The sequence below is a fragment of the Halorubrum sp. SD41 genome (genome assembly GCF_058630335.1).
The window spans coordinates 39,134-64,199 of record NZ_JBZVGZ010000008.1 but is presented as its reverse complement, the minus strand read 5'-3'; the positions used below and the strand labels follow the sequence as shown (position 1 = coordinate 64,199).

23 protein-coding genes are annotated in these 25,066 nt (G+C 71.1%); 8 read left to right on the top strand and 15 right to left on the bottom strand.

Going from position 1 to position 25,066, the window contains the following annotated elements:
* Positions 1-28: 28 nt before the first annotated feature.
* Together AC4NMM_RS05075 and AC4NMM_RS05070 are read right to left on the bottom strand one after the other, a co-directional pair.
* Positions 29-2,317: an LUD domain-containing protein gene (locus AC4NMM_RS05075; RefSeq protein WP_491923685.1), complete on the bottom strand. Its 2,289-nt coding sequence runs from the start codon at positions 2,315-2,317 to the stop codon at positions 29-31.
* A complete protein-coding gene (locus AC4NMM_RS05070) occupies positions 2,314-2,892 on the bottom strand; it encodes an LUD domain-containing protein (RefSeq protein ID WP_096393395.1) in 579 nt (192 codons plus the stop codon). The genes AC4NMM_RS05075 and AC4NMM_RS05070 overlap by 4 nt, the downstream gene beginning before the upstream one ends.
* A 159-nt stretch (positions 2,893-3,051) precedes the next feature.
* On the opposite strand from AC4NMM_RS05070, the gene AC4NMM_RS05065 reads away from it, so the two are divergent.
* Positions 3,052-6,138 (top strand): FAD-binding and (Fe-S)-binding domain-containing protein, encoded by a 3,087-nt coding sequence (locus AC4NMM_RS05065; protein ID WP_491923684.1) that lies wholly within the window; start codon positions 3,052-3,054, stop codon positions 6,136-6,138.
* A gap of 59 nt (positions 6,139-6,197) precedes the next feature.
* On the opposite strand, the gene AC4NMM_RS05060 is transcribed toward AC4NMM_RS05065, so the two are convergent.
* From AC4NMM_RS05060 to AC4NMM_RS05050, 3 genes are all read right to left on the bottom strand, one after another.
* On the bottom strand, positions 6,198-6,407 hold the full coding sequence (locus AC4NMM_RS05060) for a hypothetical protein (protein WP_491923683.1): 210 nt from the start codon (positions 6,405-6,407) through the stop codon (positions 6,198-6,200).
* Positions 6,408-6,446: 39 nt separating this feature from the next.
* Positions 6,447-7,448: a DUF5787 family protein gene (locus tag AC4NMM_RS05055; RefSeq protein ID WP_491923682.1), complete on the bottom strand. Its 1,002-nt coding sequence runs from the start codon at positions 7,446-7,448 to the stop codon at positions 6,447-6,449.
* An 85-nt stretch (positions 7,449-7,533) separates the two neighbouring features.
* The gene (locus AC4NMM_RS05050) at positions 7,534-7,980 is read right to left on the bottom strand and encodes a bis(5'-nucleosyl)-tetraphosphatase (protein ID WP_092921845.1); all 447 of its coding nucleotides are present in this window, start codon (positions 7,978-7,980) and stop codon (positions 7,534-7,536) included.
* A 173-nt stretch (positions 7,981-8,153) separates the two neighbouring features.
* On the opposite strand from AC4NMM_RS05050, the gene AC4NMM_RS05045 reads away from it, so the two are divergent.
* Positions 8,154-8,486 carry an uS10/mL48 family ribosomal protein gene (locus AC4NMM_RS05045; protein ID WP_096393391.1) on the top strand — a complete coding sequence of 111 codons (333 nt, stop codon included), beginning with the start codon at positions 8,154-8,156 and terminating at the stop codon, positions 8,484-8,486.
* Positions 8,487-8,582: 96 nt separating this feature from the next.
* On the opposite strand, the gene tgtA is transcribed toward AC4NMM_RS05045, so the two are convergent.
* The 4 genes from tgtA to nth form a co-directional block, all read right to left on the bottom strand.
* Positions 8,583-10,061, bottom strand: a complete 1,479-nt coding sequence (gene tgtA, locus AC4NMM_RS05040; protein WP_491923681.1) for a tRNA guanosine(15) transglycosylase TgtA — start codon at positions 10,059-10,061, stop codon at positions 8,583-8,585.
* Between the two features lie 115 nt (positions 10,062-10,176).
* Positions 10,177-10,953, bottom strand: a complete 777-nt coding sequence (locus tag AC4NMM_RS05035) for a Nif3-like dinuclear metal center hexameric protein (protein WP_491923680.1) — start codon at positions 10,951-10,953, stop codon at positions 10,177-10,179.
* 454 nt (positions 10,954-11,407) lie between these two features.
* The gene (locus AC4NMM_RS05030) at positions 11,408-11,962 is read right to left on the bottom strand and encodes a DoxX family protein (protein WP_096393388.1); all 555 of its coding nucleotides are present in this window, start codon (positions 11,960-11,962) and stop codon (positions 11,408-11,410) included.
* Between the two features lie 153 nt (positions 11,963-12,115).
* On the bottom strand, positions 12,116-12,799 hold the full coding sequence (nth, locus tag AC4NMM_RS05025; RefSeq protein ID WP_096393387.1) for an endonuclease III: 684 nt from the start codon (positions 12,797-12,799) through the stop codon (positions 12,116-12,118).
* 94 nt (positions 12,800-12,893) lie between these two features.
* On the opposite strand from nth, the gene AC4NMM_RS05020 reads away from it, so the two are divergent.
* The 6 genes from AC4NMM_RS05020 to trpG all read left to right on the top strand — a co-directional run bounded on the left by AC4NMM_RS05020 (position 12,894) and on the right by trpG (position 19,095).
* Complete coding sequence (locus tag AC4NMM_RS05020) at positions 12,894-14,177, top strand: tRNA pseudouridine(54/55) synthase Pus10 (protein ID WP_096393386.1); 1,284 nt, start codon at positions 12,894-12,896, stop codon at positions 14,175-14,177.
* Between the two features lie 101 nt (positions 14,178-14,278).
* A complete protein-coding gene (locus AC4NMM_RS05015; protein WP_096393385.1) occupies positions 14,279-14,980 on the top strand; it encodes a universal stress protein in 702 nt (233 codons plus the stop codon).
* 149 nt (positions 14,981-15,129) lie between these two features.
* Positions 15,130-16,182, top strand: a complete 1,053-nt coding sequence (gene trpD / locus AC4NMM_RS05010) for an anthranilate phosphoribosyltransferase (RefSeq protein WP_096393384.1) — start codon at positions 15,130-15,132, stop codon at positions 16,180-16,182.
* On the top strand, positions 16,182-16,826 hold the full coding sequence (locus AC4NMM_RS05005; RefSeq protein WP_096393383.1) for a phosphoribosylanthranilate isomerase: 645 nt from the start codon (positions 16,182-16,184) through the stop codon (positions 16,824-16,826). The genes trpD and AC4NMM_RS05005 overlap by 1 nt, the downstream gene beginning before the upstream one ends.
* Positions 16,823-18,505, top strand: a complete 1,683-nt coding sequence (gene trpE, locus AC4NMM_RS05000) for an anthranilate synthase component I (protein ID WP_096393382.1) — start codon at positions 16,823-16,825, stop codon at positions 18,503-18,505. The genes AC4NMM_RS05005 and trpE overlap by 4 nt, the downstream gene beginning before the upstream one ends.
* A complete protein-coding gene (trpG, locus tag AC4NMM_RS04995) occupies positions 18,502-19,095 on the top strand; it encodes an anthranilate synthase component II (protein ID WP_096393381.1) in 594 nt (197 codons plus the stop codon). The genes trpE and trpG overlap by 4 nt, the downstream gene beginning before the upstream one ends.
* A 30-nt stretch (positions 19,096-19,125) precedes the next feature.
* On the opposite strand, the gene AC4NMM_RS04990 is transcribed toward trpG, so the two are convergent.
* The 6 genes from AC4NMM_RS04990 to AC4NMM_RS04965 form a co-directional block, all read right to left on the bottom strand.
* Positions 19,126-19,851, bottom strand: coding sequence for a MogA/MoaB family molybdenum cofactor biosynthesis protein (locus tag AC4NMM_RS04990; RefSeq protein ID WP_491923679.1), 726 nt, complete (start codon positions 19,849-19,851; stop codon positions 19,126-19,128).
* A gap of 42 nt (positions 19,852-19,893) precedes the next feature.
* Complete coding sequence (locus AC4NMM_RS04985) at positions 19,894-20,310, bottom strand: DUF7124 domain-containing protein (RefSeq protein WP_096393379.1); 417 nt, start codon at positions 20,308-20,310, stop codon at positions 19,894-19,896.
* 72 nt (positions 20,311-20,382) lie between these two features.
* On the bottom strand, positions 20,383-20,598 hold the full coding sequence (locus AC4NMM_RS04980) for a DUF7979 domain-containing protein (RefSeq protein WP_017342862.1): 216 nt from the start codon (positions 20,596-20,598) through the stop codon (positions 20,383-20,385).
* A 92-nt stretch (positions 20,599-20,690) separates the two neighbouring features.
* Positions 20,691-22,874, bottom strand: coding sequence for a PAS domain S-box protein (locus AC4NMM_RS04975; protein WP_491923678.1), 2,184 nt, complete (start codon positions 22,872-22,874; stop codon positions 20,691-20,693).
* Between the two features lie 105 nt (positions 22,875-22,979).
* On the bottom strand, positions 22,980-24,218 hold the full coding sequence (locus AC4NMM_RS04970; protein ID WP_491923677.1) for an NAD(P)/FAD-dependent oxidoreductase: 1,239 nt from the start codon (positions 24,216-24,218) through the stop codon (positions 22,980-22,982).
* Between the two features lie 143 nt (positions 24,219-24,361).
* Positions 24,362-24,940: a DUF1684 domain-containing protein gene (locus AC4NMM_RS04965; RefSeq protein ID WP_491923676.1), complete on the bottom strand. Its 579-nt coding sequence runs from the start codon at positions 24,938-24,940 to the stop codon at positions 24,362-24,364.
* Positions 24,941-25,066: the final 126 nt, after the last annotated feature.

Sequence of the window (25,066 nt, the reverse complement as noted above, 5' to 3'; positions counted from 1 at the left end):
GGGTCGACGCCGCGCGCGTCGCCGTCAGTCACTCCCGCGGCGCGACGACCTCGATCGGATGTCTCGGCGCCGCGTCCAACAGGGCGTCGAGCTGCTCGGTACAGGACGTGCCCGGTGCGACGACGGTGCGGTCGGTGTCGCCGAACTGCTCGACGAGGGGCTCGCCGACGTCCACGCTCAGCTCGTAGTAGTCCGTCTTGTAGCCGAACGAGCCCGCCATCCCGCAACACTCCGTGTCGGAGACGCGCACGTCGTAGCCGAGCCGTTCGAGGGTCGCGGTCGCGTACTCGCTCACCCCGACCGTGCGGGCCTGACAGTGCGGGTGGTAGGCGATCCGCTGCCCCGACGCCACCGGGCCGGTCCCCTCGCTCGGCGCGCGCAGCGCCGCCGGGTCGGCGCCGTTCTCCAGCAGGCCGAAGGCGTACTCCATGACGTCGTAGCTCGCGTCCGCGAGCCGCTCGTAGGAGGCGGCCGGGAGGAACCGCTCGTACTCGCGACGGAACGTCGCGAGGTCGCTCGGCTCGATGGCGACCACGTCGCGGCCGGCGTCGAGGTGGGGCGCCAGCCCGGCGTAGAGGTCCTCGGCGGCGGCCTCGGCGGTCGCGATCATCCCCTGCGACAGCGGCGGGCGGCCGCTCCCGGGAAGGTCCGGCACGCGGACGCGGACGCCCAGTGCCTCCAGCGCCCTGACGGTCGCCTTCCCGCGCCCGACGTCGACGTAGTTCGTCGCGGTGTCGGGGTAGACGACGGCCTCGCGGGTCGCCTCGTCGGCCGGGACCGCCGGGCCGCCCCGCGCGTCGAACCACTCCACGAGCGACTCGCGCGCGAACTCGGGGAGCTCTCGGCGGCGGTCGATGCCGGCCACCCGCTCGGCGAGCGCGCGCACCGAGCCGGCGTTCGCGAGGCGGTTGGCGACCGGCGCCGTCTTGTGGCCCCACTCCGCGAGCGTCGCGTAGTTGCCCACGAGGCGCGTGGCCAGGTCGAGCCCGCCGGGCTCCTCGTCCGGGACCAGCTCCTCGAACATCCAGTCCGTCTGGCCGGGCTCCGCCTCGCCGCGGTTGATCCGGTCGCGGACCGCGGTGTTGATCCACGGGATGTCGATGCCGACCGGACACGCCGGGACGCAGCGCGAGCAGCCGGTACAGAGGTCGTTGAACTCGGCCGCGGTGTCGAGCCCCTCGATGCCGGCCTCCCAGCCGGTGGCGATCCCGCCGGAGTACGTCTCGCCGCCGAACGCGTGGCCGCCGACGCTCTGGAAGTTGCCGCAGGCGTTCGAGCAGGCCGAACAGCGGATACAGTACAGCGTCTCCTTCAGCTCCTCGTCGTCGCGCATCGCCATGCGCCCGTTGTCGATCAGGACGAGGTGGAACTCGCGGTCGGACTCCGAGCCGTCGGCGAGCGGCTCGTCCGCCGCTTCGAAGTCCGGCACGGGCGAGTCGACGGGCGGCGTGAGCGTCGAGATGTAGGAGGTCACGTCCTGACCGGTCCCCGACCGGCCGATCAGCTCGACGAACGGGGAGAACTCCTCGACGGTCGGGACGAGCTTCTCGACGCCCGCGACCGCGACGTGGGTGTCGGTCGCGGTCACCGTCTTGCGAGCGTTCCCCTCGCTGGTGACTAAGAGCATGGTGCCCGAGTCGGCGGCGATGAAGTTCGCGCCGGTCATCCCGAGGTCCGCGTCCTCGATCAGCTCGCCCAGCCGCTCGCGGGCGAACATCGTGAGCTCCTCGGCGGTCTCGGGCGGGTCTTCCGGGTCGAACCGCTCGGCGAACAGCTCCGCGATCCCCTCACGCGACTTGTGGATCGCCGGCGCGACGATGTGCGAGGGCTCCTCGTCGGCCAGCTGGAGCACCCACTCGCCGAGGTCGGTCTCGACGACGTCGACGCCGTCCGCTTCGAGCGCGTCGTTCACCTCGATCTCCTCGGAGGTCATCGACTTCGACTTCACCGCGCGCTCGGCGTCTCGCTCGGCCGCGACCTCGCGGACGTACCGGTTCGCGTCGGCCGCGTCGTCGGCGAGGTACACCGTGCCCCCGTTCGCCTCGACGCTCGCTCTCACCTCGTCGATGAGGTCGGGGAGCCGCTCGATCGCGTCCTCCTTGATCGCCCGCGCCTCGTCTTTCAGTTCCTCGTAGCCGTCGAGCCGCCCGGTCGACTCGTAGCGGCCCTCGTTGAACCCGCGGGTGTTCTCTGCGACCGCGTCGCCCTCGGTCGTCAACAGCTCGCGGATCCGCTCGGCCTTCGCCTCGCGGTCGGGATTGTCCGCCGGTTCGGTCGCCGCCGCCTCCTCGGCGCCGGTCTCGGCGTCGCTACTCATTGGTCGTCCTCCGCGTCGACAGCGGCGTCCGAGCCGTCCGCCGCGTCCTCGCCGCGCAACAGGATCACGTGGACCTCCTTCGGCCCGTGCGCGCCGTGAACGAGCCCGCCCATGTCCGCGGTCGCGCTCGGCCCGGTCGCGAACACCACGTCGACCGACTCGTCGCGCGCCCGCGGCCCGAGCCAGTCGAAGGCGTCGGGCATGTCCGGGACGAGGTCGGCCTCTCGGAGGACGACGACGTGGCGGTCGACGAAGAGGCTCACCGGCTCCGTGCCGGCCGCGTCCGCCTCCAGCGCGACGCTCCCGTACTCGGCGACGCCGAGCGACGCCGCGGTGACGCCGGTGTGCGCCGCCCGGAGGTCGGCGGTCGTCGGCGCCGTCTCGACGCGGTCCGGCAGGGCCGCGGGCGAGTCGGCGAACGCGGCCGGCCCCGAGCGCGCCAGCGGCACCCCGACCGCGGGCTCGCCCGCGGCCGCCTCGACCATGGCCGCGCACTCCGCGGGCGGCCCCGTCGAGACCGCGACGCCGAGGTCGTCGAGCCGACCGGCGAACGTCGACGTGTCTGCGAGTGACATGGATGTGAGTTCGCCGGCCGGCATATGGGTGTTACGGCGGCTCCCGGCAGGCGACAGCGCGGCCGGGACGCGGCGGTCTCGGCCGCCGCGGGGCGACCGAATTCCGCCGACGCGCGGACGGCAGGAGGTTTTTTCATGGTTCGACCGCGAGGGAGTCGCATGGCGACTAACACCCCGGGTCCCGACCCGACGGACGGCGGGGACTTCGACTACACCGGCGGCGCGGTGGAGCGACCGGACCTCGTCGACGCGCTCGCCGAGCGCGTCGCGGGCGACGTGCGGTTCGACGATTACTCGAAGCGGCTGTACGCGACCGACGCCTCGGCGTACGAGGTCACGCCGATCGGCGTCGTGATCCCGGAGTCGACCGCGGACGTCGCGGCCGTCCACGAGTACTGCTTCGAGGAGGGGATCCCCGTCCTCCCGCGGGGCGGCGGCACCTCGCTCGCCGGGCAGACCGTCAACGAGGCGGTCGTCCTCGATCTGACGGGCGAGATGGACGACGTGGTGTCGACCGATCCCGACGCGAAGCGGGCCCGCGTCCAGGCCGGCGCGTACGTCGGCGACCTGAACGCCGCGGTCGAGCCCGACGGCCTGAAGTTCGCGCCCGACCCGGCGTGGCGCGACAAGTCCGCGGTCGGCGGCGCGATCGGCAACAACTCCACCGGCTCGCACTCGCTGAAGTACGGGAAGACCGACCACTACGTCGAGGAGGCGGAGGTCGTCCTCGCCGACGGCACCGTGACGACGTTCGGCGAGGTCGCGGTCGAGGACCTCCGCGCGTCCGCCGACCCTGACGCCGACGACCTCCTGCCCCGGATCCACGCCGAGGTCGTCCGAGTCCTCGACGAGGAGGCCGACCGGATCGACGAGCGGTTCCCGGAGCTGAAGCGGAACGTCTCCGGCTACAACCTCGACCGCCTGCTCGCCGAGCATCGCGGCGAACACGGCGAGGCGGGCGTTGTCAACCTCGCCCGCCTGCTCGCCGGCAGCGAGGGGACGCTCGCGACGGTGACGGAGGCGACCCTCTCGCTCGTCGAGATCCCCGAGACGAAGGCGGTCGCGCTGCTCACCTACGACGACCTCCTCGACGCGATGGAGGACGTGGCGGCGTGCCTCGAACACGACCCAGCCGCCGTCGAGGTGATGGACGACGTTCTGCTGGGGCTCGCCGCCGACACGCCGGAGTTCGAGGACGTCGTCGGCATGCTCCCCGACGGCACCGACTCCGTGCTGCTCGTCGAGTTCTACGCCGACAGCGACGCGGCGGGGAAGCGGAAGGTCGCGGACCTGATCGCGGATCGGGTGGGCGCGGCCGCGAACGGGGGCGACGGGGACGGCGCCGGCGTCGCCACCGCGGTCGAGCCGAGCGCGGGCGCCGCCGAGACGACGAGCCACCCCCGTCGGGCGGTTCACGCGATGGAGGCGCACGACCCCGAGAAGCGCGACCGGTTCTGGAAGATGCGCAAGGCGGGGCTCCCGATCCTCCTGTCGCGGACCACCGACGAGAAGCATATCTCCTTCATCGAGGACTGCGCCATTCCCCCGGAGCACCTCCCCGAGTACACTCGCGAGTTCCAGGAGATCCTCGCCGACAACGACACGTTCGCGACCTTCTACGCGCACGCCGGCCCGGGCGTGCTCCACGTCCGCCCGCTGATCAACACGAAGGACGTCGACGGCGTCGACGCGATGGTCGACATCGCCGACCGCGTCACCGACGCGGTGGTCCGGCTCGGCGGGTCGGTATCCGGCGAACACGGCGACGGGCGCGCCCGGACGCAGTGGAACCGGAAGCTGTACGGCGACGACCTCTGGGAGGCGTTCCGCGACCTCAAAACCGCGTTCGACCCCGACTGGCTGCTCAACCCCGGGAACGTCTGCGGGGAGTTCGACATGCGCGAGAACCTCCGGTTCGACGACGACTACGAGTACGACGCCGGCTTCGACCCCGCGATGGAGTGGGCCGTCGACAACGGGATGCAGGGGATGGTCGAGCTCTGTCACGGCTGCGGCGGCTGCCGCGGCCCGCAGGAGACGACCGGCGGCGTGATGTGCCCGACCTACCGCGCCGCCGACGAGGAGATCCAGTCGACCCGCGGGCGGGCGAACACCCTCCGCGGGGCCATGACCGGCGAGCTCCCCGACGACCCGACCGACGACGAGTTCGTCACCGAGGTGATGGACCTCTGTGTCGGCTGCAAGGGCTGTAAGGTCGACTGCCCGAGCGGCGTCGACATGGCGAAGCTGAAGGCCGAGGTCGAACACGCCCACCACGAGGAACACGGTATCGACCTTCGAACGCGACTGCTCGGCCGCTTCGAGTCGCTCGCGCCGCTCGCCTCGAAGTTCGCCCCGCTCTCGAACCTCCCGAACAAGATCCCCGGGAGCGGCCTCCTCGCGGAGAAGGCGCTCGGTATCGCGAGGGAACGGGACCTCCCGACCTTCCGCTCGGAGACGCTCGTCGACTGGTTCGAGGCGCGCGGCGGCGCCGGCGTCCCGCGCGACGAGGCCGCCCGCGACGTGCTCCTCTTCCCCGACGTGTACACCACCTACACCAACCCCGGCGCGGGGAAGGCCGCGGTGCGCGTGCTGGAGGCCGCCGACTGCCACGTCAGGATTCCGGATGTCGACGGCAGCGGGCGCCCGCCTCACTCCAAAGGCTTGCTCGACGTGTCGCGCGCGACCGCGAGAGACGCCGTCGAAACGCTCGCGCCCGACGTACGCGACGGCTGGGAAGTCGTCGTCGTCGAGCCCTCCGACGCCGTCATGCTCCAGTCCGACTACCACGACCTGCTCGACGGCGACGCCAGCGACGTGCCGGACGAGGACGTGGCGGCCGTCTCGGAGCACGCCTACGGGGTCATGGAGTTCGTCGACGCCCACCGGCTCGACGAGGAACTCCCGCTCGACGCGCCGACCGAGTCGCTCACCTACCACGGCCACTGCCACCAGAAGGCGACGAAGAAGGACCACCACGCGGTCGGCGTGCTCCGGCGCGCCGGCTACGGCGTCGACCCGCTCGACTCCTCCTGTTGCGGGATGGCGGGCTCGTTCGGCTACGAGGCCGAACACTACTCGATGAGCAAGGCGATCGGCGAGAACCTGTTCGAGCAGGTCTCGGCCAGCGACGGCGACGGACTCGTCGCGCCCGGAACCTCCTGTCGGACGCAGTTGGAGGAAGGCCCCGGCGAGGTTCCGGAGCCGTCGCATCCGATCGAGAAGCTGGCGGCCGCGCTGGCGTAGGGCGGCGGCGCGGCCGGACCCGCCCACGCCCGGTGCTCAAACGGCCGACTGCCCGGTGCTCACTCGGGAATCCGGTCCACGTTTGCGGCGAGGACGGCGAGCAGATACGAGAACGTCGGGAACAGCACGGCGACGACGGCGAGGTGCGCGGGGTCGATCCCCGGCGGCCCGTCGACGAACGTGCCGGTGTACTGGAGGACCGCGAGGGTCGCGACGACGACCGCGGTGCGGACGGCGTACTCGGAGGGGGAGGGCGTCGGAAGCTTCACGGGACCCCGTCGCGTCGTCACCCACACAAGCGTTTCCAGTCAGTCGTCGATCTCGGGGGCTATCCGGTCGCGTTCGCGCTCGCGGCGCCGCTCCAATAGGGCCGCGAGCCCCTTCCCCGGACCGCCCTCTATCGGCCACCCGCTCGTGCGCCATTGGGGCGGCTCCGGCGAGAACTCGGAACAGGAGCCCGAACACTCCCGGGCGGCGGGGAGCTTCTCCTTCGCCGCGCAGTGCGGGACGAGCGCGCGCCCCTCGCGGCGGAGTTCGAAGTGCCGGCAGTCGGGGCGCATCGTGTCGTGGTACGAGCGCCACCCCTTCCCGTAGGCGCGCTCGGCGATCTCCAGCCGCAGCGTCTCGGTCTCGGCGTCGCGGCGCTCGCCTTCCCCCGGGGAGAGGTCGCTGGGGTGCCACGCCACGTCGGCCGCCCCGGCGTCGACGCCCGCGGAGAAGTCGGTCGCGAGGATCCCGGCCTCGACGGGCATCTCGCGGAGCAGCGCGGGTTCGACGCGCTCGCCGGTCGTCTCGGTCGCGAGCCACGCCTCGTCGGCGAGCGCGGTCTCGATGTCGTGGTCGAGCTGGTCGGCGAGCCGGTCGGCCGCGGAGCGGTCCAGGTCCGGCTTGTTCTCGACCGCGACGATCCGCTCGACCCAGTCCGGGTACGGTCGCTTCCGGCGGATCTGGATCCGGTTGCCGTCGCGCCGCTTCTCGATCAGGTCCCGGCCCGCCGCGCGGTGGACCGCCTGCCGCACGTAGCGCCACGGGTAGCCGGGGTGCGGCAGCGCGTCGCGATAGAACGCCCACTCGGCGGGCGCCCCCCGGAGGACGTGGAGGAGGTCGGAGCCGATGGCCCGGTCGCCGAACGCACGCCGCCGTTCGAACGCGGCCGGGTCGACCTCGATAACGACGGTGTCCCACCGTCGGTCTTGGGTGCCGAGCTGGCGGGCGACCAGCGCGGGACGGGGGCCCTCGCTCGGGTGCCACGCCAGCTCGGCGTACCGGCAGACCAAGAGCTCGTAGCCGAACTCGGCGTCGGGCGTCACTGGTCGCCCCGTCGAGCGGGGCGGACAAAAACGAATCGCTCGGGGACGGGGCGGTCGCCGTCCGCGGGCCGGCCCCGCGTCCCGGTCAGACGTACTTCCCCTCCTCCTCGTCTTTCCGCTCGTCGAGGTAGTCGTGGGCCTCCTCTAAGATGTCTCGCGGCCCGTCCTGGGTGATCGTGTTGAGCGCCTGGTCGTAGTCGCGCCACTGGAGGTCGCGGTGTTCCTTCGAGAGCTCGGCGCTCGCCTCGAACGAGCGGGCGATGAACAGGTGGACCGTCTTGTGGATGGTCTTCCCGTTCGCCTCGAACACGTAGTCGTACTCCCTGCGGAACCCGTCGATCAGCCGGAAATCCTCGATCCCGGCCTCCTCGCCGACTTCTCGTATCGCCGTCTGCTGGAGCTCCTCGTCCCCCTCGACCCCGCCTTTGGGGAACTCCCAGTCCCCCGGTCGGCTCTTCAGGAGCAAGTACTCCCGTTCGCCGCGGGTATCGCGGAAGAGGATGGCTCCGGCACTGGTCGCTTCGACCGTCATTGGCCGCAGGTAAGCGATCACCCCTAAAGAGCGTGTCGGACTCCCGAACAGCGGCGAGCGACTCGGCTGCGTCGACCGGTCTCCGGGCGGGATTCGCCGTGCGGGCGGCCGGACCGACGACGGGTAGATGCGTTTTTACCGCTCGGGCGGCCATTGGCGGACGACCCCCAGCCATGACCTTCGTCACGAAACTCGACTTCGCGTCCGGCGACCGCGACGTGCTCGTCGAGACCGTTCAGGACCTCAAGGAGACGCTCGAACGCAAGGGCGCCGAGTGCAAGGGCCCGCACGCGAGCCCCTCGGAGAACGTCACCGTCCCGCTGTACAAGAACCTCGAGCCCGGCGACGAGTTCTCGCCGTGGCGCTACGACGTGTACCGCCGCTCGATGGAGATCCACGGCGCCGACGACATCGCGCGCGACGTCGTCGGCCGCGACTTCCCCGACTCGATCCACGTCGAGGTCGAGGTCGACCAGAAGAAGCCGCTCGGGCACCGGCGGGACTGAGGCGCGCGATGTCTCCGAACCGGCGGTCGACTCGGTCACGGCTGCGGTTTTCTCGCGGCACTCGATGCGCTTTCAGGCCGGCGAGCAACCCGCTCGTCAGCCGAGCGTCCGCAGGTTCTCCGTCTCGACGCGCTCGGGCAGGCGGTCGAGCGCGCGGTCGCACCACGCGTCGTGGCCGAGCGTGAGCGCCGTCTCGGGGTTGGCCGCCGCCAGCGCGACGACCCCCTCTGCGGCCGCGATCTGCGCCGCGTCGTCGGTCCGCTCGGGCACCTCCGCGGTGAGCGGATACGTCTCCGAGAGCGCGGGCGGATAGGGGCCGAACGGCGGCTTCACGCGCCAGACGGCGTCGTACTCGTGGTTCGAGGGCGCCTTCGACTCCGTGAGGAGGAGGTCGTCGGGCGCCGCCAGCCGGGCGAGTCGGTCGCGGTGCCGTTCGACTTCCGGCCGGCGGGCCGCCTCGTGGGAGGTGTAGAAGAACGCGTCCTTCGAGCCGGGATCGGTGCGCTCCAGTTCGTCGGCGCGGTCGAGCAGCGCGCGGTAGCCGTCGAGCATCGCCGGGTGGCCGCGGGCGCGGCGGTCGACCAGTTCGAGCAGCGTCCCCGAGCGGATCGCCTCCTTCACGCGGCGCAGCTCCTCGAAGGTGACGTGGAGGTTGTGCTCGGCGAGCAGCCGCTCCGTCTCGCCGTCGTCGAAGCCGCGGAGGTCGGCCGGCGAGTGATCCGCGCACACCGGACACGAGCAGGGAAAGTAGTCGAGGTCCTCCAGGTGTTCAGTCCCCGAGACGGTGAGGTAGCGGCCGTCGCGCGCCATCAGCGCGTACGCGGCCGAGTCGAACAGGTCGCAGCCGGCCGCCACCGCGAGCGCGAGCATCATCGGGTGGCCGGCGCCGAAGAGGTGGACCGGCGCGCCCGGGCCGAGCCCGCGCTTCGCCGCGCGCACCGCCTCCACGACCTCGGCGTAGCGGTAGGAGTTCAGGAGGGGGACCATCGCGCCGACCGGGAAGACGTCGAGGTCGGTCGCGGCCGCGTGCCGCCCCGCACCCTCGCGGAGGTCGGCGTACGTCGACCCCTGGACCGGCGCGTTGACGAGCATCTCGCCGGTCTCGGCCTCTTCCGCGTCCGCGAGCGCCTGCTTCGTCGTCGCCAGTTCGCGCTCCGCCCGCTCGCGGTCGGCGTCGGGCGGCGTCGGCACGTCGACCGGCGTCGCCACGTCGCTGCCGATCCGCCGCTGGAACTCGATGATCTCTTCGGTCGTCACGTCGATGTCGCCGTACTCGGCCAGCTGGAAGGAGCCGGAGTCGGTCATGATCGCGCCGTCGAAGCCGAGGAACTCGTGGAGCCCCTGGTCGAGCACGCGGTCGCGGATGCGGTCCGTGCTGCGGATGATGTAGGAGTTCGTGATCAGCATCTCCGCGCCGAACTCCCCGCGGAGCCGCTCGGGCTCGATCGTGAGCACGTTGGGGTTGACCACGGGCAGGAGCGCCGGCGTCTCGACCGTGACGTCGGCGCGCGGGACCTCCAGCCGGCCGATCCGCCCGGCCGCGTCGTGGTCCCGGATCTCGAAGTGATCGCGCATACCCCGACTGCGCGGACGCGAGCGGTAAGGGTTGCGTTCGGCGGCGGGCGCGCCCCCGACGCCCGGCCACCTCAACGCCCGGCCACCTCAACGCCCGGCCGCTCCGACGGCCGACTCACAGCCCGGTCGGGTGCGAGACGTACGTCGTCTCGACGCCCCAGTCGTCGGTCACTGACTGGAGCGCGCGGACGCCGAACGTCTCCGTGGCGTAGTGGCCGGCGAGGAACACCGTAATCTCCGCCTCCCGCGCGTCGTGGTAGACCTGCCCTTTCCCCTCGCCGGTGATCAGCGCGTCCGCGTCCGCCGCGACCGCCTCGTCGAGCCAGTCGACCCCGGAACCGGTGACGATCGCGACCCGCTCGATCTCGTCGGGACCGAAGTCGAGCACCCGCGTGGGCGACGCCTCGCCCGCCGGCTGCCCCTCGAACCCGTCGAGCGTCTCGCGGATCGCGGCCGCCGACCGCGGCGACGCGGTCTCGCCGATCGTCCCGATCGTCACCGGCCCCATCTCGCCGAACGGCTCGCGGTCGGAGAGCCCGACCGCGTCCGCGACCCCCGCGGCGTTACCCAGTTCCTGATGCCCGTCGAGCGGGAGGTGCGAGACGTACAGCGCGACGTCGTTCTCGACGAGGGCCGCGATCCGGTCGTGCGACCGTCCCGTGACGCGCTCGATGCCGCCCCACGAGAGTCCGTGGTGGACGACGAGGACGTCGGCGCCCGCGTCCGCGGCGGCCTCGACGGTCGCCGTCGCGGCGTCGACGGCGAACGCGACCCGCTCCACGTCGGCGTCGTCCGGACCCACCTGTAACCCGTTCGCGCTCGCGTCGACGTCGGCGTACGCGGCCGTGTCGAGCCGGTCGTCGAGCCGATCGACGTACTCGGAGAGCTTCATACCTGACCGTGGGTCTGACGGGGAATAAAGCGCGGCGGTCCGTCGGGATCGAATCGGACCAGGGTCGCCGTCGATCCGCGACCCTCGCTGACGACGATTTATAAATAAGGCGGCGGTGGCGCGCCTGCGAGCGGCCGCCAGTGGCGGCCGCGAGAGGCGCGTCGCGCCGGCGACGAAGCGAAGCGACCGGCCTCCGGTCGTGCTGTCCGGGTGGGGCTATGGGAGTGTTCGCCGCCGAGCCACGGTTGATTATTTATAAGTAATCGGCAGAGAATTGGCAGCGTCTTCTGCCGATATCTGGTATCTATTTATAAGTAAGCGGTCGCGACGCGGGCGCTCGCCGTTACAAACTGATTACGAAAAGTGAATCACCCACGCCGTACTCCACGTATCGAAAACGAGTCGGCGGTGAGTCGTCACCGCCCGATTCCCCTCGCTCGGTCTCGCCCCCAGTTCAGCCGAGGACGTACCGGAGCGCGGGGAACTTCTCGACGAGCGCCTGCCCGCCGACCTCGACGTTCTCGATGTAGGCGTCGAGGCCGAGGACGCGGCCCGCGCCGAACGCGGCGACCGTGAGGAACACGACCGCGTACACCAGCGTCGAGCCGAACAGCGACAGGAACTCGCCGCTCCACCCGCCGAGGTAGAACAGCATCATCTGCATCGCGCCGCCGAACGCGGCCAGGCGGACGAACGCGCCGGTGATGAGCGCGACGCCGACGAGCAGCTGCGTCGCGGGCACGAACACGTTGACGAACTCCATCAGCGCGGCGTTCGACGCCATGGCGGCGTAGATCCCGCTGACCGGGCTCGCGGGGTCGACGTTCGCGAGGTAGCCGGCCGCGTCGAACGGCCACTCGGAGACCTTCCCGAGGCCCGCGAACAGGATCATCCCGCCGATGGTCGCCCGGAGCAGGACGATGAACAGCGCCGACAGCGAGTGCGCCTTCCCCAGCAGCGTGATCCCGCCGATCTCTCCGCCGAACTCGTTCGTGGTTTTGGTGGACATAGTGTCTCTCCTCACTTGCGAATACGCCGGACGGACGTATAAACCGGAAAGCGAGTTCCCCCTCGGCGGGACGAATTCGGCCGCCTCCCCTCATCCGAGGGGCCTTTAAATACTACCTCCCGAACGCCATCGGCATCGCCCCGGTTCCGTCTCCTACCACGCCTCGCCGCTCGCCAGATCCACGTCGCCGTCGCCCTTCTCGGAGGGACAGACGTCGGCGAGGACGCAGTCGGCGCAGTCGGGGTTGATCGCGGTGCACGTCGCGCGGCCGTGGTCGATCATGAGGTGCGTGAACTGCTGCCAGTCGCTCTCGGGGACGACCTCCAGCAGGTCCTGTTCGATCGCTTCGGGGCGCTCCTCCTCCGTGATTCCCAGCCGGCGCGTGAGCCGCTGGACGTGGGTGTCGACGACGATCCCCTCGACGACGTCGTGACCGTGCTGGAGCACGACGTTCGCGGTCTTCCGCCCCACGCCGGCCAGCTCCGTCAGCTCCGACATCGTGTCCGGCACCTCGCCGTCGTGCTCCTCGGCGATGTCCGCGCACGCCGAGCGGATGTACTTCGCCTTGTTGTTGTAGTAGGTGATCGAGTTTATGGCCTCGGCCATCTCCTCTTGTGGCGCGTTCGCGTACTCCTCGGGCGTCTCGTACGTCTCGAACAGGTCGGCGCACACCTCGTTCACGCGCTCGTCCGTACACTGCGCCGAGAGGATGACCGCGATCAGCAGCTCCAGGCGGTTCGAGTAGTTGAGCGAGATGGTCGAGTCGGGGTACTCCTCGTAGAGCCGGTCGAGGACCTCGGCGACCTGCTCGTCGCGCGAGTCGAGTGGCGTTCCCATACGGATCCCCTCCGCCCGGGCGACATTGAACGATCCGACTGCGGTACCTCTGCCGAGTAGTAAGACAGTTACCACGCGCCGCGTTTGAGGGCGTATGGACGTACTCGACGTCGCGGCGCGCGCGACCGAGACCGGCCCGGTGTGCGACGCCTGTCTCGGCCGGCTCGTCGCCGACCGGAGCTTCGGGCTGTCGAACGCCGACCGCGGCTCGGCGCTCCGGGTGTCGCTCGCGCTGCGCGACGACGAGGACCACGAGGCGGTCGAGACCGCGGACTGCTGGGTGTGCGAGGGGCGCTGCGCCGAGTTCGACGCGTGGGCGGAGCGCGCCGCGGAGGCGGTCGAGGGGATCGAGTTCGCCACGTACAACGTCGGCACGCGTCCGCCGCCGCTGATCGAGGAGAACGAGGCCCTCCTCCGCGCGGACGTCGGCCTCGACGAGGACGCGGGCGAGCCGTTCAAGTCGGAGTTCAACCGCGAGGTCGGCAAGCGGGTCGGGCGGCTGACGGGCGCCGAGGTCTCCTTCGACCGCCCGGACGTCCAGTTCACGATCGACTTGGCGGACGACGAGATCGACGCAAAGGTGAATTCCACGTTCGTCTACGGTCGATACCGGAAGCTGGAGCGCGACATCCCGCAGACCGAGTGGCCCTGCCGCGAGTGCAAGGGGTCCGGGCGACAGGGCGCGGACCCCTGCGACCACTGCGGCGGCTCCGGCTACCTCTACGACGACAGCGTCGAGGAGTACACCGCACCGGTCGTCGAGGACGTGATGGACGGCACCGAGGCGACGTTCCACGGCGCGGGCCGCGAGGACGTGGACGCCCTCATGCTCGGCACCGGCCGCCCGTTCGTGATCGAGGTCGAGGAGCCGCGGCGGCGCCGGGTCGACACCGACCGCCTCCAGTCGGATATCAACGCGTTCGCCGACGGCGCGGTCGAGGTCGAGGGGCTCCGGCTCGCGACGTACGACACCGTCGAGCGCGTGAAGGAGCACGACGCCGCGAAGCGCTACCGCGCGCTGGTGACCTTCGACGCCGACGTCGACGCCGAGGCGCTCGCCGAGGCGGTCGAAGCGCTGGAGGGCGCGACCGTCGAGCAGTACACGCCCAACCGGGTCGACCACCGCCGCGCGAGCATCACGCGCGAGCGCGACGTGTACGAGGCGACCGCCGAACTCGACGACCCCCGCCACGCGACCGTCGAGATCCGCGGCGAGGGGGGCCTCTACATCAAGGAGCTGATATCGAGCGACGAGGGGCGCACGGAGCCGAGCCTCGCCGGCCTGCTCGGCGTCGGCGCCGAGGTGACCGCGCTCGACGTCCTCGCGGTGGAGGGCGAAGAGGAGCCGTTCGAGCGCGAGGAGTTCTTCCGGGAGTGACGCGGGGGGCGGCTCGCCGGCTCGGCTCCGCTCGTCGACCGCCGCTCCGCGGCGGACGCGGAACCAACGGGATTTATCTGACGAGCGTCAGACGTTCACGCATGAACGGGAGCGACGCCGACGGCGGAAGCGCCCGAGAGGGCGGGACGCGAAACGGCGGCGCCCGCGGGGAGTCGAGCGGTTCGGCCGGAGCCGGGGGGGCCGGTCACGCGGGCTCGCCCGCGGTCGGTGACGCCATGATCCGGCCCGCGGTGGAAGACGCGGGAGACGCCCCCTCCGTCGCCGACGTGTCGCTGAACGGCGCCGACCGCGCGGAGCGCCCAGACCGGGTCTCCTCGGTCCTCGTCGCCGTCGGTCCCGGCCCGCACTCGGGGGCGACCGTCGACGTCGCGCGGGAGATCGCGGCGTCGACCGACGCGTGGCTGGAACTGTTCCACGTCGTCCCCTCCGACGCGGCGCTCGCCGACGCCGGCCCCGACGGGGACGCCTCCGGGACCGCCGTCGAGGCGGGCGACCCGAACGCCACGGACTACGTCGCGGCCGGCGAGCGGCTCCTCGACGCGGCCGAGGAGCGGCTCGGCGGGTTCGACCGCGCGGACCGCTGGCTCGTCGAGGACCGGACCGCGGCGGGCGCGGTCGTCGAGCAGTCGGCGTACTACGACCTGGTCGTCGTGGGCGCGCCGACGACCGGGACCGTCGGCCGCTTCGTCTTCGGCTCCACCACCGACACGGTCGTCGGCGACGCCGAGGTCCCGGTCGTCGTGGTCGAGGCCGACGGGTCGACAGCGCTCGACGCGGAGTAGGCTCGGTCACCGCTCTCTTCGCAGTCCAGACGTTCTTCACCGTTTTCGTCCGCGGTCACTGCGCGTTATCGTCTACCGCCCCGGCGACAGCGTTAAATTAGTGTACACACTTGTACATCACAACGCGGAATACTACATCGGTGGACACAATGAATCTCAACGACACGGTCGAGCGCGTGACGGACGGGACGGATCTCACTGTCGAGGAGGCGCGCGAGGCCGCGCGGCTCGTCTTCGAGGAGGCGACGGAGGCCCAGATCGGGGCGCTGCTGGCCGCGCTCCGCACGAAGGGCGAGACCGAGGCCGAGATCGCCGGGTTCGCGCAGGGGATGCGGGACGCGGCGCGCACGATCGAGCCCGACCGCGAGCCGCTCGTCGACACCTGCGGCACCGGCGGCGACGACTACGACACGATCAACGTGTCGACGACCGCGGCCATCGTCGCCGCGGGCGCCGGGGTGCCGATCGCGAAGCACGGCAACTACTCGGTCTCCTCCTCCTCGGGGAGCGCGGACGTGCTGGAGGTCGCGGGCGCCGACGTCGAGGCCGAGCCGCCCGCCGTCGAGGCGGCGATCGAGGACGACGGGATCGGCTTCATGCTCGCGCCGGTGTTCCACCCGGCGATGAAGGCCGTCATCGGCCCCCGCAAGGAGCTCGGGATGCGGACGATCTTCAACGTCCTCGGGCCGCTCACCAACCCGGCGGGCGCCGACGCGCAGGTGCTCGGCGTGTACGACCCCGACCTCGTCCCCGTCATCGCGCGGTCGCTCGCGCACATGCCCGTCGAGCGCGCCCTCGTCGTCCACGGCGCCGGCATGGACGAGATCGGGATCCACGACGAAACGGTCGCCGCCGAGGTCGACGGCGAGGACGTGACGGAGTTCACGATCGCGCCCGACGACCTCGGGCTCGACCGCGCGCCGATCGAAGACGTCTCGGGCGGCACCCCCGAGGAGAACGCCGCGGACCTGCGCGGGATCGTCGACGGCTCCGTCACCGGCCCGAAGCGAGACCTGATACTGGCGAACGCGGGCGCCGCGATCTACGTCGCCGGCGAGGCCGACACGCTCGCGGCGGGCGTCGAGCGCGCGGCCGACGCGATCGACTCCGGCGCGGCCGCCGAGAAGTTCGCGGCGCTGTGCGGCGACGGGGAGTCTCTCGGCGACGGCGTCGAGACCGCGACCGCGGAGGACGACGACTGATGGCGCGTGTGAAGATCTGCGGGATCACCAGTGAAGCCGACCTCCGCGCCGCGGTCGACGCGGGCGCCGACGCGGTCGGCGTCATCACCGAGGTCCCCGTCGACTCGCCGCGCGAGGTCGACCCGGCCGAGGCGGCGGAACTGCTCGCGGACGTGCCCCCGTTCGTCACCGCGACCCTCGTGACGATGCCGGACTCCGCCGAGCGCGCGGTCGAGCTCGTCCGGACGGTCGCGCCCGACGCGATCCAGCTCCACGGCGACTGGACCGCCGACGAACTGCGGTTCATCCGCGCGGAGACGGAGCGGCGCGTGTTGCTCACGGTCGACGCCGACGATCCGGCGCGCGCCGAGGAGCTCGACGGCGCGGTCGACGCCTTCGTCGTCGACTCCACCGACGACTCGGGCGCCGGGGGGACCGGCGAGACGCACGACTGGCGCGCGACCGGCGAGCTCGCCGAGCGGCTCACCACGCCCGTCGTGCTGGCGGGCGGGCTCACGGCCGACAACGTCGCCGAGGCGGTCCGCGTCGCTGACCCCTTCGCGGTCGATGTCGCCTCCGGCGTGGAGATCGAGGGCGGACGCAAGGACCACAACGCGGTCGCCCGCTTCGTCGCCAACGCGGGCCGGGAGATGGAGCTGGCATGAGCGACGCGCCCCCGCTGGACAGGACGAAGGCCGAGTTCGTCGAGCTCGCCGCGGACGCCGAGAAGCCGGTCGTGGTCCGCGCGTCGGCCTCGCTCGGCGCCGACGTCAGCCCGCTCGGCGCGTACGCGACCCTCGTCGGCGAGGGCCCGTACGGGTTCCTCCTCGAATCGGGGGAGAAGGTCGCCTCCAGCGACCCCGACGGCGCGTTCACGTCGGGCGGGAAGGCCGACAGGCACGCCCGCTACTCGTTCGTCGGCTACGACCCGGAGGCGATCGTCTCCGTCCACCCGGACCGGACCGAAGTAACCGAACTGGGGCCCGCGGCCGAGTTCCTCGGGGAGGACGCGGGCGGAGACGCGACCGGCGACGACGGGGCGGCCGAGGCGACCGCGCCCGGGCTCGGTCCCGACGCGGGCGACGCGGTCGACCGCGTCCGCGCGGCGTTTCCCGACGTGAGCCTCCGCGGGTTCCCGGACACCGACCGGCAGATCCTCTCGGGCGGGTTCGTCGGCTTCCTCGCGTACGAGGCCGTCTACGACCTCTGGTTAGAGGAGGTCGGCGTCGAGCGCCCGGAGACCGAGTTCCCCGACGCCGAGTTCGCGCTCACCACCCGGACCGTCGTCTTCGACGAGAAGGAGGGCGGCGCCGAGCTCGTGTTCACCCCCGTGATCGGCGTCGACGACGATCCCGCCGCGGTCTACGACGACCTCGTCGCGGAGGCCGAGCGCGTCGCGGCCGAGCTCGCGGCCGCGTCGCCGCCGGACCCGGACGGGGTCAGCGTGCGCGAGGAGTCCGCGGACCCCCGCGACGAGTACGAGGAGGCGGTCCGGACGGCCAAGCGGCACGTCCTCGACGGCGACATCTACCAGGGCGTGATCTCTCGCAGCCGCGAGCTCCGCGGCGAGGTCGACTCGCTCGGCCTCTACGCGGCGCTCCGCGACGTGAACCCCTCGCCGTACATGTACGTGCTGCGCCACGACGACCGGACCGTGGTCGGCGCGAGCCCGGAGACGCTCGTGTCGGTGCAGGGCGACCGCGTCGTCTCGAACCCCATCGCCGGCACCTGCCCGCGCGGGACCAGCCCGGTGGAGGACCGCCGGCTCGCGGGCGAGATGCTGGCGGACGGGAAGGAGCGCGCCGAGCACACGATGCTCGTCGACCTCGCGCGCAACGACGTGCGGCGCGTCTCGGAGCCGGGCTCCGTCCGCGTCGAGGAGTTCATGAACGTGCTGAAGTACAGCCACGTCCAGCACATCGAATCGACCGTGACGGGGACGCTCGCGGGCGACGCGGACGCGTTCGACGCGACGCGCGCGACGTTCCCCGCCGGGACCCTCACCGGCGCGCCGAAGGTGCGCGCGATGGAGATCATCGACGACCTGGAGACGACCCCGCGGGAGGCGTACGGCGGCGGCGTCGGCTACTACTCGTGGACCGGCGACGCCGACTTCGCGATCGTGATCCGGACCGCGACGCTCGACGAGTCGGGCGAGGAGTCGGTCGTCGGCGTGCGCGCGGGCGCCGGCCTCGTCGCCGACTCGGACCCGGCCGCGGAGTACGAGGAGACCGAGCAGAAGATGGACGGCGTGTTGACCGCGATCGACCGGATCCGGGAAGGGGAAGAAAAAGAAGGCGACGCGGCCGACCCGGTCGCCACCGGCACGGAGGCCGAGCGATGAGGGTCGTCGTCGTCGACAACTTCGACTCGTTCACCTACAACCTCGTCGAGTACGTCTCCGACCAGACGGTCGACGGGGAGCCGGTCGCCGTCGACGTGTTCAAGAACACCGCGTCGCTCGCCGAGATCGAGGCCGCGGAGCCGGACGCGGTGATCGTCAGTCCGGGGCCCGGCCACCCGAAGAACGAGCGCGACGTGGGGGTGACGATGCCGGTGTTGCGCGAGCTCTCCCGGACGGTGCCGACGCTCGGTGTCTGCCTCGGTCTGGAGGCCGCCGTCTACGAGTACGGGGGGACGGTCGGCCACGCCCCCGAGCCGGTCCACGGCAAGGCGTTCCCGGTCGACCACGACGGGGAGGGCGTGTTCCGCGGGCTCGACCAGGGGTTCCGAGCCGGTCGCTACCACTCTTTGGCGGCCACGGAGGTCCCGGAGTCGTTCGCGGTGACGGCCACCACCGACCACGACGACGAGTCGATCGTGATGGGGATCCGCCACCGCGATCACCCGATCGAGGCGGTCCAGTTCCACCCGGAGAGCGTGCTGACCGGGTCGGGCCACGACCTCGTCCGGAACTTCCTCACGGGCGTCTGAGCCGCGGCTGTGTCGGGCTTCGCCGGCCGCCTACGACCCGCCGTTCGCCGTCTTGTCTGTCGCAGTTTCGTCGCCGACTTGCTTCTGGTCGCTCTCCGCCTCGTCGAGTCCTCGGCCGGCGAGCCCGGCGAGGTGCCCGACCTCGGGAAGAATTATCTCGTCGACGCCGAGCCGGACCGCGTTCTCGGAGCCCGGGAGGCAGAACACCGGCGTGGCGGAGACGACGCCGGCGGTCGCGCGCGAGCCGACTGTCCGCGTGCCGACCTCCTCGTACGAGAGCCGGCGGAACAGCTCGCCGAACCCGGGAAGTCGCTTCGCGAGGACGCCGCGAACCGCCTCCGGCGTGACGTCGTCGGGCGTGACCCCCGTCCCGCCGGTCGTCACGACGGCGTCGGTGTCCTTCCGCCGGGCCAGCCGGTCGACGGTCCCCTGAACGCTGTCGTAGTCGTCGTCGATCAGCTCGCGGACGACGACCTCGTGACCCGCCTCCTCGAACGCGGCCGCGACGTAGTCGCCGGCCGGGTCCTCGTCCGTGCTACGCGAAGATGACACCGTGACGACCGCGGCCGCGACCGAGTCGACGTCGTGGTGGTGGTGGTCGTCGTCGTGGTCGTGATGGCCGCTGTCGTCGTGCTGGTGGCCGTCGTTGTGGTCGTGATGGCCGCTGTCGTCGTGCTGGTGGCCGTCGTCGTGGTCGTGATGGCCGCTGTCGTCGTGCTGGTGGTCGTGATCGTTCGCCTCGTCGTTATCGGTCATACTCTCGCCTTCGTCGCCCGCGTCAAAACACCTCCCGGTCTGTCAGGGCCAGTCGTCGCGGGCCTGCTCCTCGGGCGCCTCGTCCTCCGCCTCACCGGTGGCGAGCGTCCACCCGGCCGCTTCGGCGGCGTCCTCGACGTGGAGGAACTCCCAGCCGGTCGCCTCGGCGACCGCCTCGTCCTCGTCGTCGACCCCCACGAAGACGTGGCGGTCCGTGTCGAACTGCCCGCTGATGTTCTCTAGGCTCTCCTCGACGCCGCGCGGGCCGGAGAAGAAGTCCTGTCGCACGCGGTGTTTCCGCGTGAAGTTCGTGACGACGTAGGTGGGCTTCTCGCTGACGACCCCGACGTACTCGGTCCACTGTCGGGCGTTGTTGAACACCGCGTTGGGGTCCGCGAGGGCTTTCAGCGCCTCCAACTCGAACGCCAGCGTCATGTCTGTAGATCCGCCGCTGTCCATGCGCCCCGCTTACCCCCGACCGGCGAAAACAACTTCGCTTCCGGGCGGACGCTTCCGACCGCGCGACCGCCCTCACCGCGATCGAACCTGATAGTAGTCAGTGAACTTCACCACGTCGCCGTCGGCGAGGTCGCCGGTCTCCGGCGCCGTCCACGGCACGTCCGCCAGCTCTCGGACGACCCCCTGCTCGTCGTCGTCCAGCTCGTCGTAGTGGCGGACCCGCGCGTCCGCCGGAACGCGGCCGGTGCGTCGGAGCCGCAGCCGTCGCCCGGTGTCTCTAAGTGACATATGATAGCATATAACACGATTAATCATAAGCGTTTCGCGGCGGGCGTCGCCCCGGTTCGGTTCGTTCGGCCCGCGAACGCGACGGCGGCGGTTCAGTCGTCGGCGCGGGGGAAGGTGAGCGTCACTACGGTGCCGCGGGGCTCCGCGTCCGCGACCGCCGCGGCGCCGCCCGACTGCTGAACGACCCAGTAGACGAGCCAGAGCCCGAGGCCGCTGCCGTGGTACAGCGCGTCGACCGCCGTCCCGTCGACGAGGACGTCTCGGTTCATGCCGGTCAGCCCCGGCCCGTCGTCCTCGACGCGGACCTCGATCGCGTCGGAGCGGGCCTCGACCGACACCGCGACCGTCGGCCGGTCGCGGTCGTGGTGTTCGACCGCGTTCCGGACCAGTTCGTCTATCGCCCGGGAGAGCCAGGTCGTCGCGGACGCCGTCGCGACCCCGTCGTCCGGCACCGACGCCTCGATCGTCGCGTTCGGGAACTCCGTCGTCCGCGCCTCGACCACCTGTCGGGCGACGCGCCCGACGTCGACGGGTTCGGTCTCCGGCGCGTCGCTCAGTATCTCGGTGATGTGGTGGGCCTTCTCGCTCGTCTCCAAGAGGTCGTCCGCCCGCGACACGATGTACCCGGCCGCGTCCGCGGGGTCGGCGGCGCCCGCCGCGATCTGTTCCGCCCGCCCGCGGACGACCGTCAGCGCGTTCCGGAGGTTGTGCTGGAGGACCCGATCGACGACCCGAAGCTGTCGCGCGCGGTTCTCGCTGTCCGTCACGTCCCGAAGCACGCCGACGACCCCGGCGGGCTCGCCGTCGTCGGGGCCTCCGAGCGGGTAGTACCGAACGTCGAACGTCCGCCTGCCGCGGGTCGGGTGCGTCCGCGTCGTCCGGTACTCCACCGACTCGCCCCGGAGCGCGCGCTCCACCTGTCGCTCGACGTCCTCGTAGCCGTCGGCCGGGACCACGTCGGCGAGCGTCAGTTCCGTCACGTCGCGGTCCTCGAGCCCGTGGTACTCGCGGTACTGCGGGTTCGCGAACAGGAGCCGCCCGTCGCGGTCGACCGCCGCGATGAGGTCCGTCGCGCCGTTGATCGCGCGCTCGTACCGCTCCAACTCCCGTTCGCGCTCCTTGCGGTCGGTGACGTTCCGACAGATGGCGAAGGTGCCGGCGAGGTCGCCGTCGGCGTCGTAGTAGGGGTACCGCTGCGTGCTGAACGTCGCCTCCCGATCGGTCTCCGGAAACGTCGGCGAGACCTCGTACTCGGCCATCTCCTCGGCGTCGAGCACGCTCTGGCGGCGCTCGTCGACCTCGCCCGCCGTCTCCGCGTCCATGAACGCGAACTCGTCGGTCCCGTACAGCGCCTCGCGGTCGACGCCAGCGAACTCGCTTACGGCCTCGTTCAACAGCTCGAACTCCCCGTCGCGGTTCTGGAGGAGGACGGGGTCGTCGAGCCGCTCGACGATGTCCCGGTACTGTTTCAGCTGTCCCATCGCCGCCTTCCGCGCCGTGACGTCCGTCTGGATCGCGACGAACCGGGACACCTCGCCGTCGTCGCCGACCACGGGCGCGATCGTCTGGTGGGCGCGGTACGGCTCGCCGTCTCGCCGTCGGTCGATTATCTCCTCCTCCCACACCTCGCCGTCCAGCAGGGTCGACCACAGCGCGTCGAAGTACTCGTCCGGCATCTCGCCGGAGTTGAGTATCGCCGGGGTCTCGCCGAGGACCTCCTCGGACTCGTAGCCAGTATGGTCGGTGAACGCCGGGTTGACGTACTCGATCGTCCCGTCGACGTCTGTGATGTAGATGGCGTGGCCGGCGTGTTCGACGAGGTTGCGGAACGTCTCCAGCGTCTCTCCGCCGGCTTCGTCGACGCCGTCGCGAAAGATCCCCGTGTAGACGGCGTCGCGGTCGCCGGTCGCCCCGTCGGGGACGCCGCCGCTTCCGTCGCCTCCGGTGGCGTGTTCGTGGAATCGGACGGAGAAGGTCACGGTGTGCCCGTTCGCGTGGCGGACGGGAACGGAGAAGCTCCCGCAGTCGTCGAGCCCCTCGACCCGCGCGAACCGCTCGCGGACCGACCGGGCGCGTCCGTCCGCGGCCTCCGAGGCCACGAGGGAGGCGAGGTCGCGGCCGCGGAGGTCTTCGGGGTCGTACCCGAGAACCGCCTCGGTGGCGGGGTTCGCGTAGACGACCGTCCCCTCCCGGTCGACGGAGACGACCGGATCGGAACACCCCTCGACGAAGGAGGCGAAGAAGCCGGCCGGAGGCCCTTGCGATCCGGGTGACATATAAACGAGATAGCGCGTCGACCGTGAAAAGCACCGTGGCACGTCGCTGGCCGCGAGTCCGTCGCCGGGAGCGACGCCCCCCGAGACGAGGCCGGGGTCGGCGGACTACTGCTCGGTCGGGGCCGCCAGGTCGTCGACCGAGAAGCCGGGCTCCATGAGCCGGTCCGTCTGGTCGCTCACGTCGCGCCCCTCGCGCATCAGCTGCTTGAACGCGGACTGCGGCGAGAGGTCGCCGATGAGCACCCCGCCGACCACCTTGCCGTCCTTCAGCGCGACGCGGCGCCACTCCCCCTCGGCGGTGGTCGCCTCAACCGACTCGTCGCCGAGCGTCGGGTGGCCGAAGGAGAGGAACGGGAAGTCGAAGTGGGTGATCGAGTACGAGGAGACCCATTCGAACGCCTCGCTGCCGTACTCGACCATGTTGCGGGCGGCGATCGTCCCCTGCTCCTTGGCCGACCCCCACGAGCCGTTCTTCGCGCGCTCGCCGAGGATGAGGTCGTTGAACGTGGTGATGTCGCCCGCGGCGTACACGTTGTCGACGTTGGTGCGCATGAACTCGTCGACGACGATGCCGTCGTCGAGCTCCAGCGGCGTGTCCTCGACGAACTCGGTGTTGAAGTTCAGCCCGATGGCGACGCCCGCGAAGTCGCACTCGTAGCGCTCGCCGTTCGGGTCGACCGCGGCCTCGACGCGGCCGTCGTCGTCGACCTCGAAGTGGTCCACACCGGAGCCGAAGACGGGCTCGACGCCGCGCTCGCGCATCGCCTCGTGCATGATCTCCGCGCCCTCCTCGGAGAGCGCGTAGCGCCACCAGTTGTCGCCGCGCATCAGGTACTTCGCCTCGACGTCCTGCGCGCCGCAGATGGCCGCGAAGTCGATGCCGAGCAGCCCGGCGCCGACGATGACGCCCTTCTCCGCGCCCTCGACGCTCTCTTTGATCTTGCGAGCGTCCTGGAACGTCCAGAAGTGGTGGATCCCGTCGGCGTCCGCGTTCCCGACCGGGAGCTGCTGGGGCGTGCCGCCGACCGCGAGCAGGAGGGAGTCGTACTCGAACGTCTCGCCCTCGTGGGTGTGTACCGCGTCCTCGTCGACGTCGATGTCGACGACGACGGTGTTGAGTCGCAGGTCGACGTCGTGGTCGTCGTACCAGCTCTCTTCGTGGATCGAAATCGGGGCCTCGGGGAGCTTCCCCTTCGCGTACTCCTTGATCAGGATCCGGTTGTAGAGGGACTCACCCTCGTCCGTGAGAACCGTGATCTCGGCGTCGGGCGCTTCCTCGCGCAGCGTCTCGGCCGCGGACGCGCCCGCGATACCGTCACCGATGATCACGTACGAATCGCTCATAGCCGGCCGTTCGGATTCATGGTTAATGTGGGTTGTCATCCGCGTCTCGGGGCGTGAGAACTCCCCTCACCCGCGTCGAGGATCGGGCTCCGATCCGCCCCGCGCGGTGGAATTCTCCCGTCCGGTCAGTGGTCCGTGCCCGGTCAGTGGTCCGCGCCCGCCGGCTCCGCCGGGAAGTCCTTCTCGCCCGCCTCGATCGCGACGTCGAGCCAGTTCTCCGTCGGAACGAGCGGGCACTCGTACGCGTGGTTGTACGCGCAGGTCGGGTTGTACGCGTGATTGAAGTCCACGATCCACTCGCCGTCGACGCGGTCCCGGTCGGGCTCCAAGTCGAGGTATCGGCCCGCGCCGTACGTCGCCTCGCCGCTGGTCGCGTCGCGGAACGGCACCCAGAAGCGGTCCGCGCCGTCGGCCGGGCGGTACGCCTGAACCGTCGCCGCCTCGCCGTCGACCTCGAACCGGAACTCCCCCCACCGGCGGTACGTCTGCCCGCCGTCGGCGGTCGTCTCGACGGTCACGGTCTCTTTCTCGTCGTGCTCGTGGAGCGGAAGCTCGAACCGGTACGCCGGGTCAGGGTCGAAGTACGCCAGCCCGGGGAACGCGTCGCCCCGCATCGAGGCCGGCAGCGGCGACCGCGCCGAGTCACGGAACTGCTCGATCTTCGCCTCCCGCTGCGCCTCCACCTGCGCCGCCCAGTCGTCGTCCGCCTCTTTCGGTTCCATGGCTACCACAATATTGTTCGTTGAGCGCAATAACAGTTCCGCGGTGCGGTCGGCGTCGCACACGGTCCCGACACGAACACGATCCCGACGGAACCACCTCGCACGAGCACACGCGCCGCCCGCTCG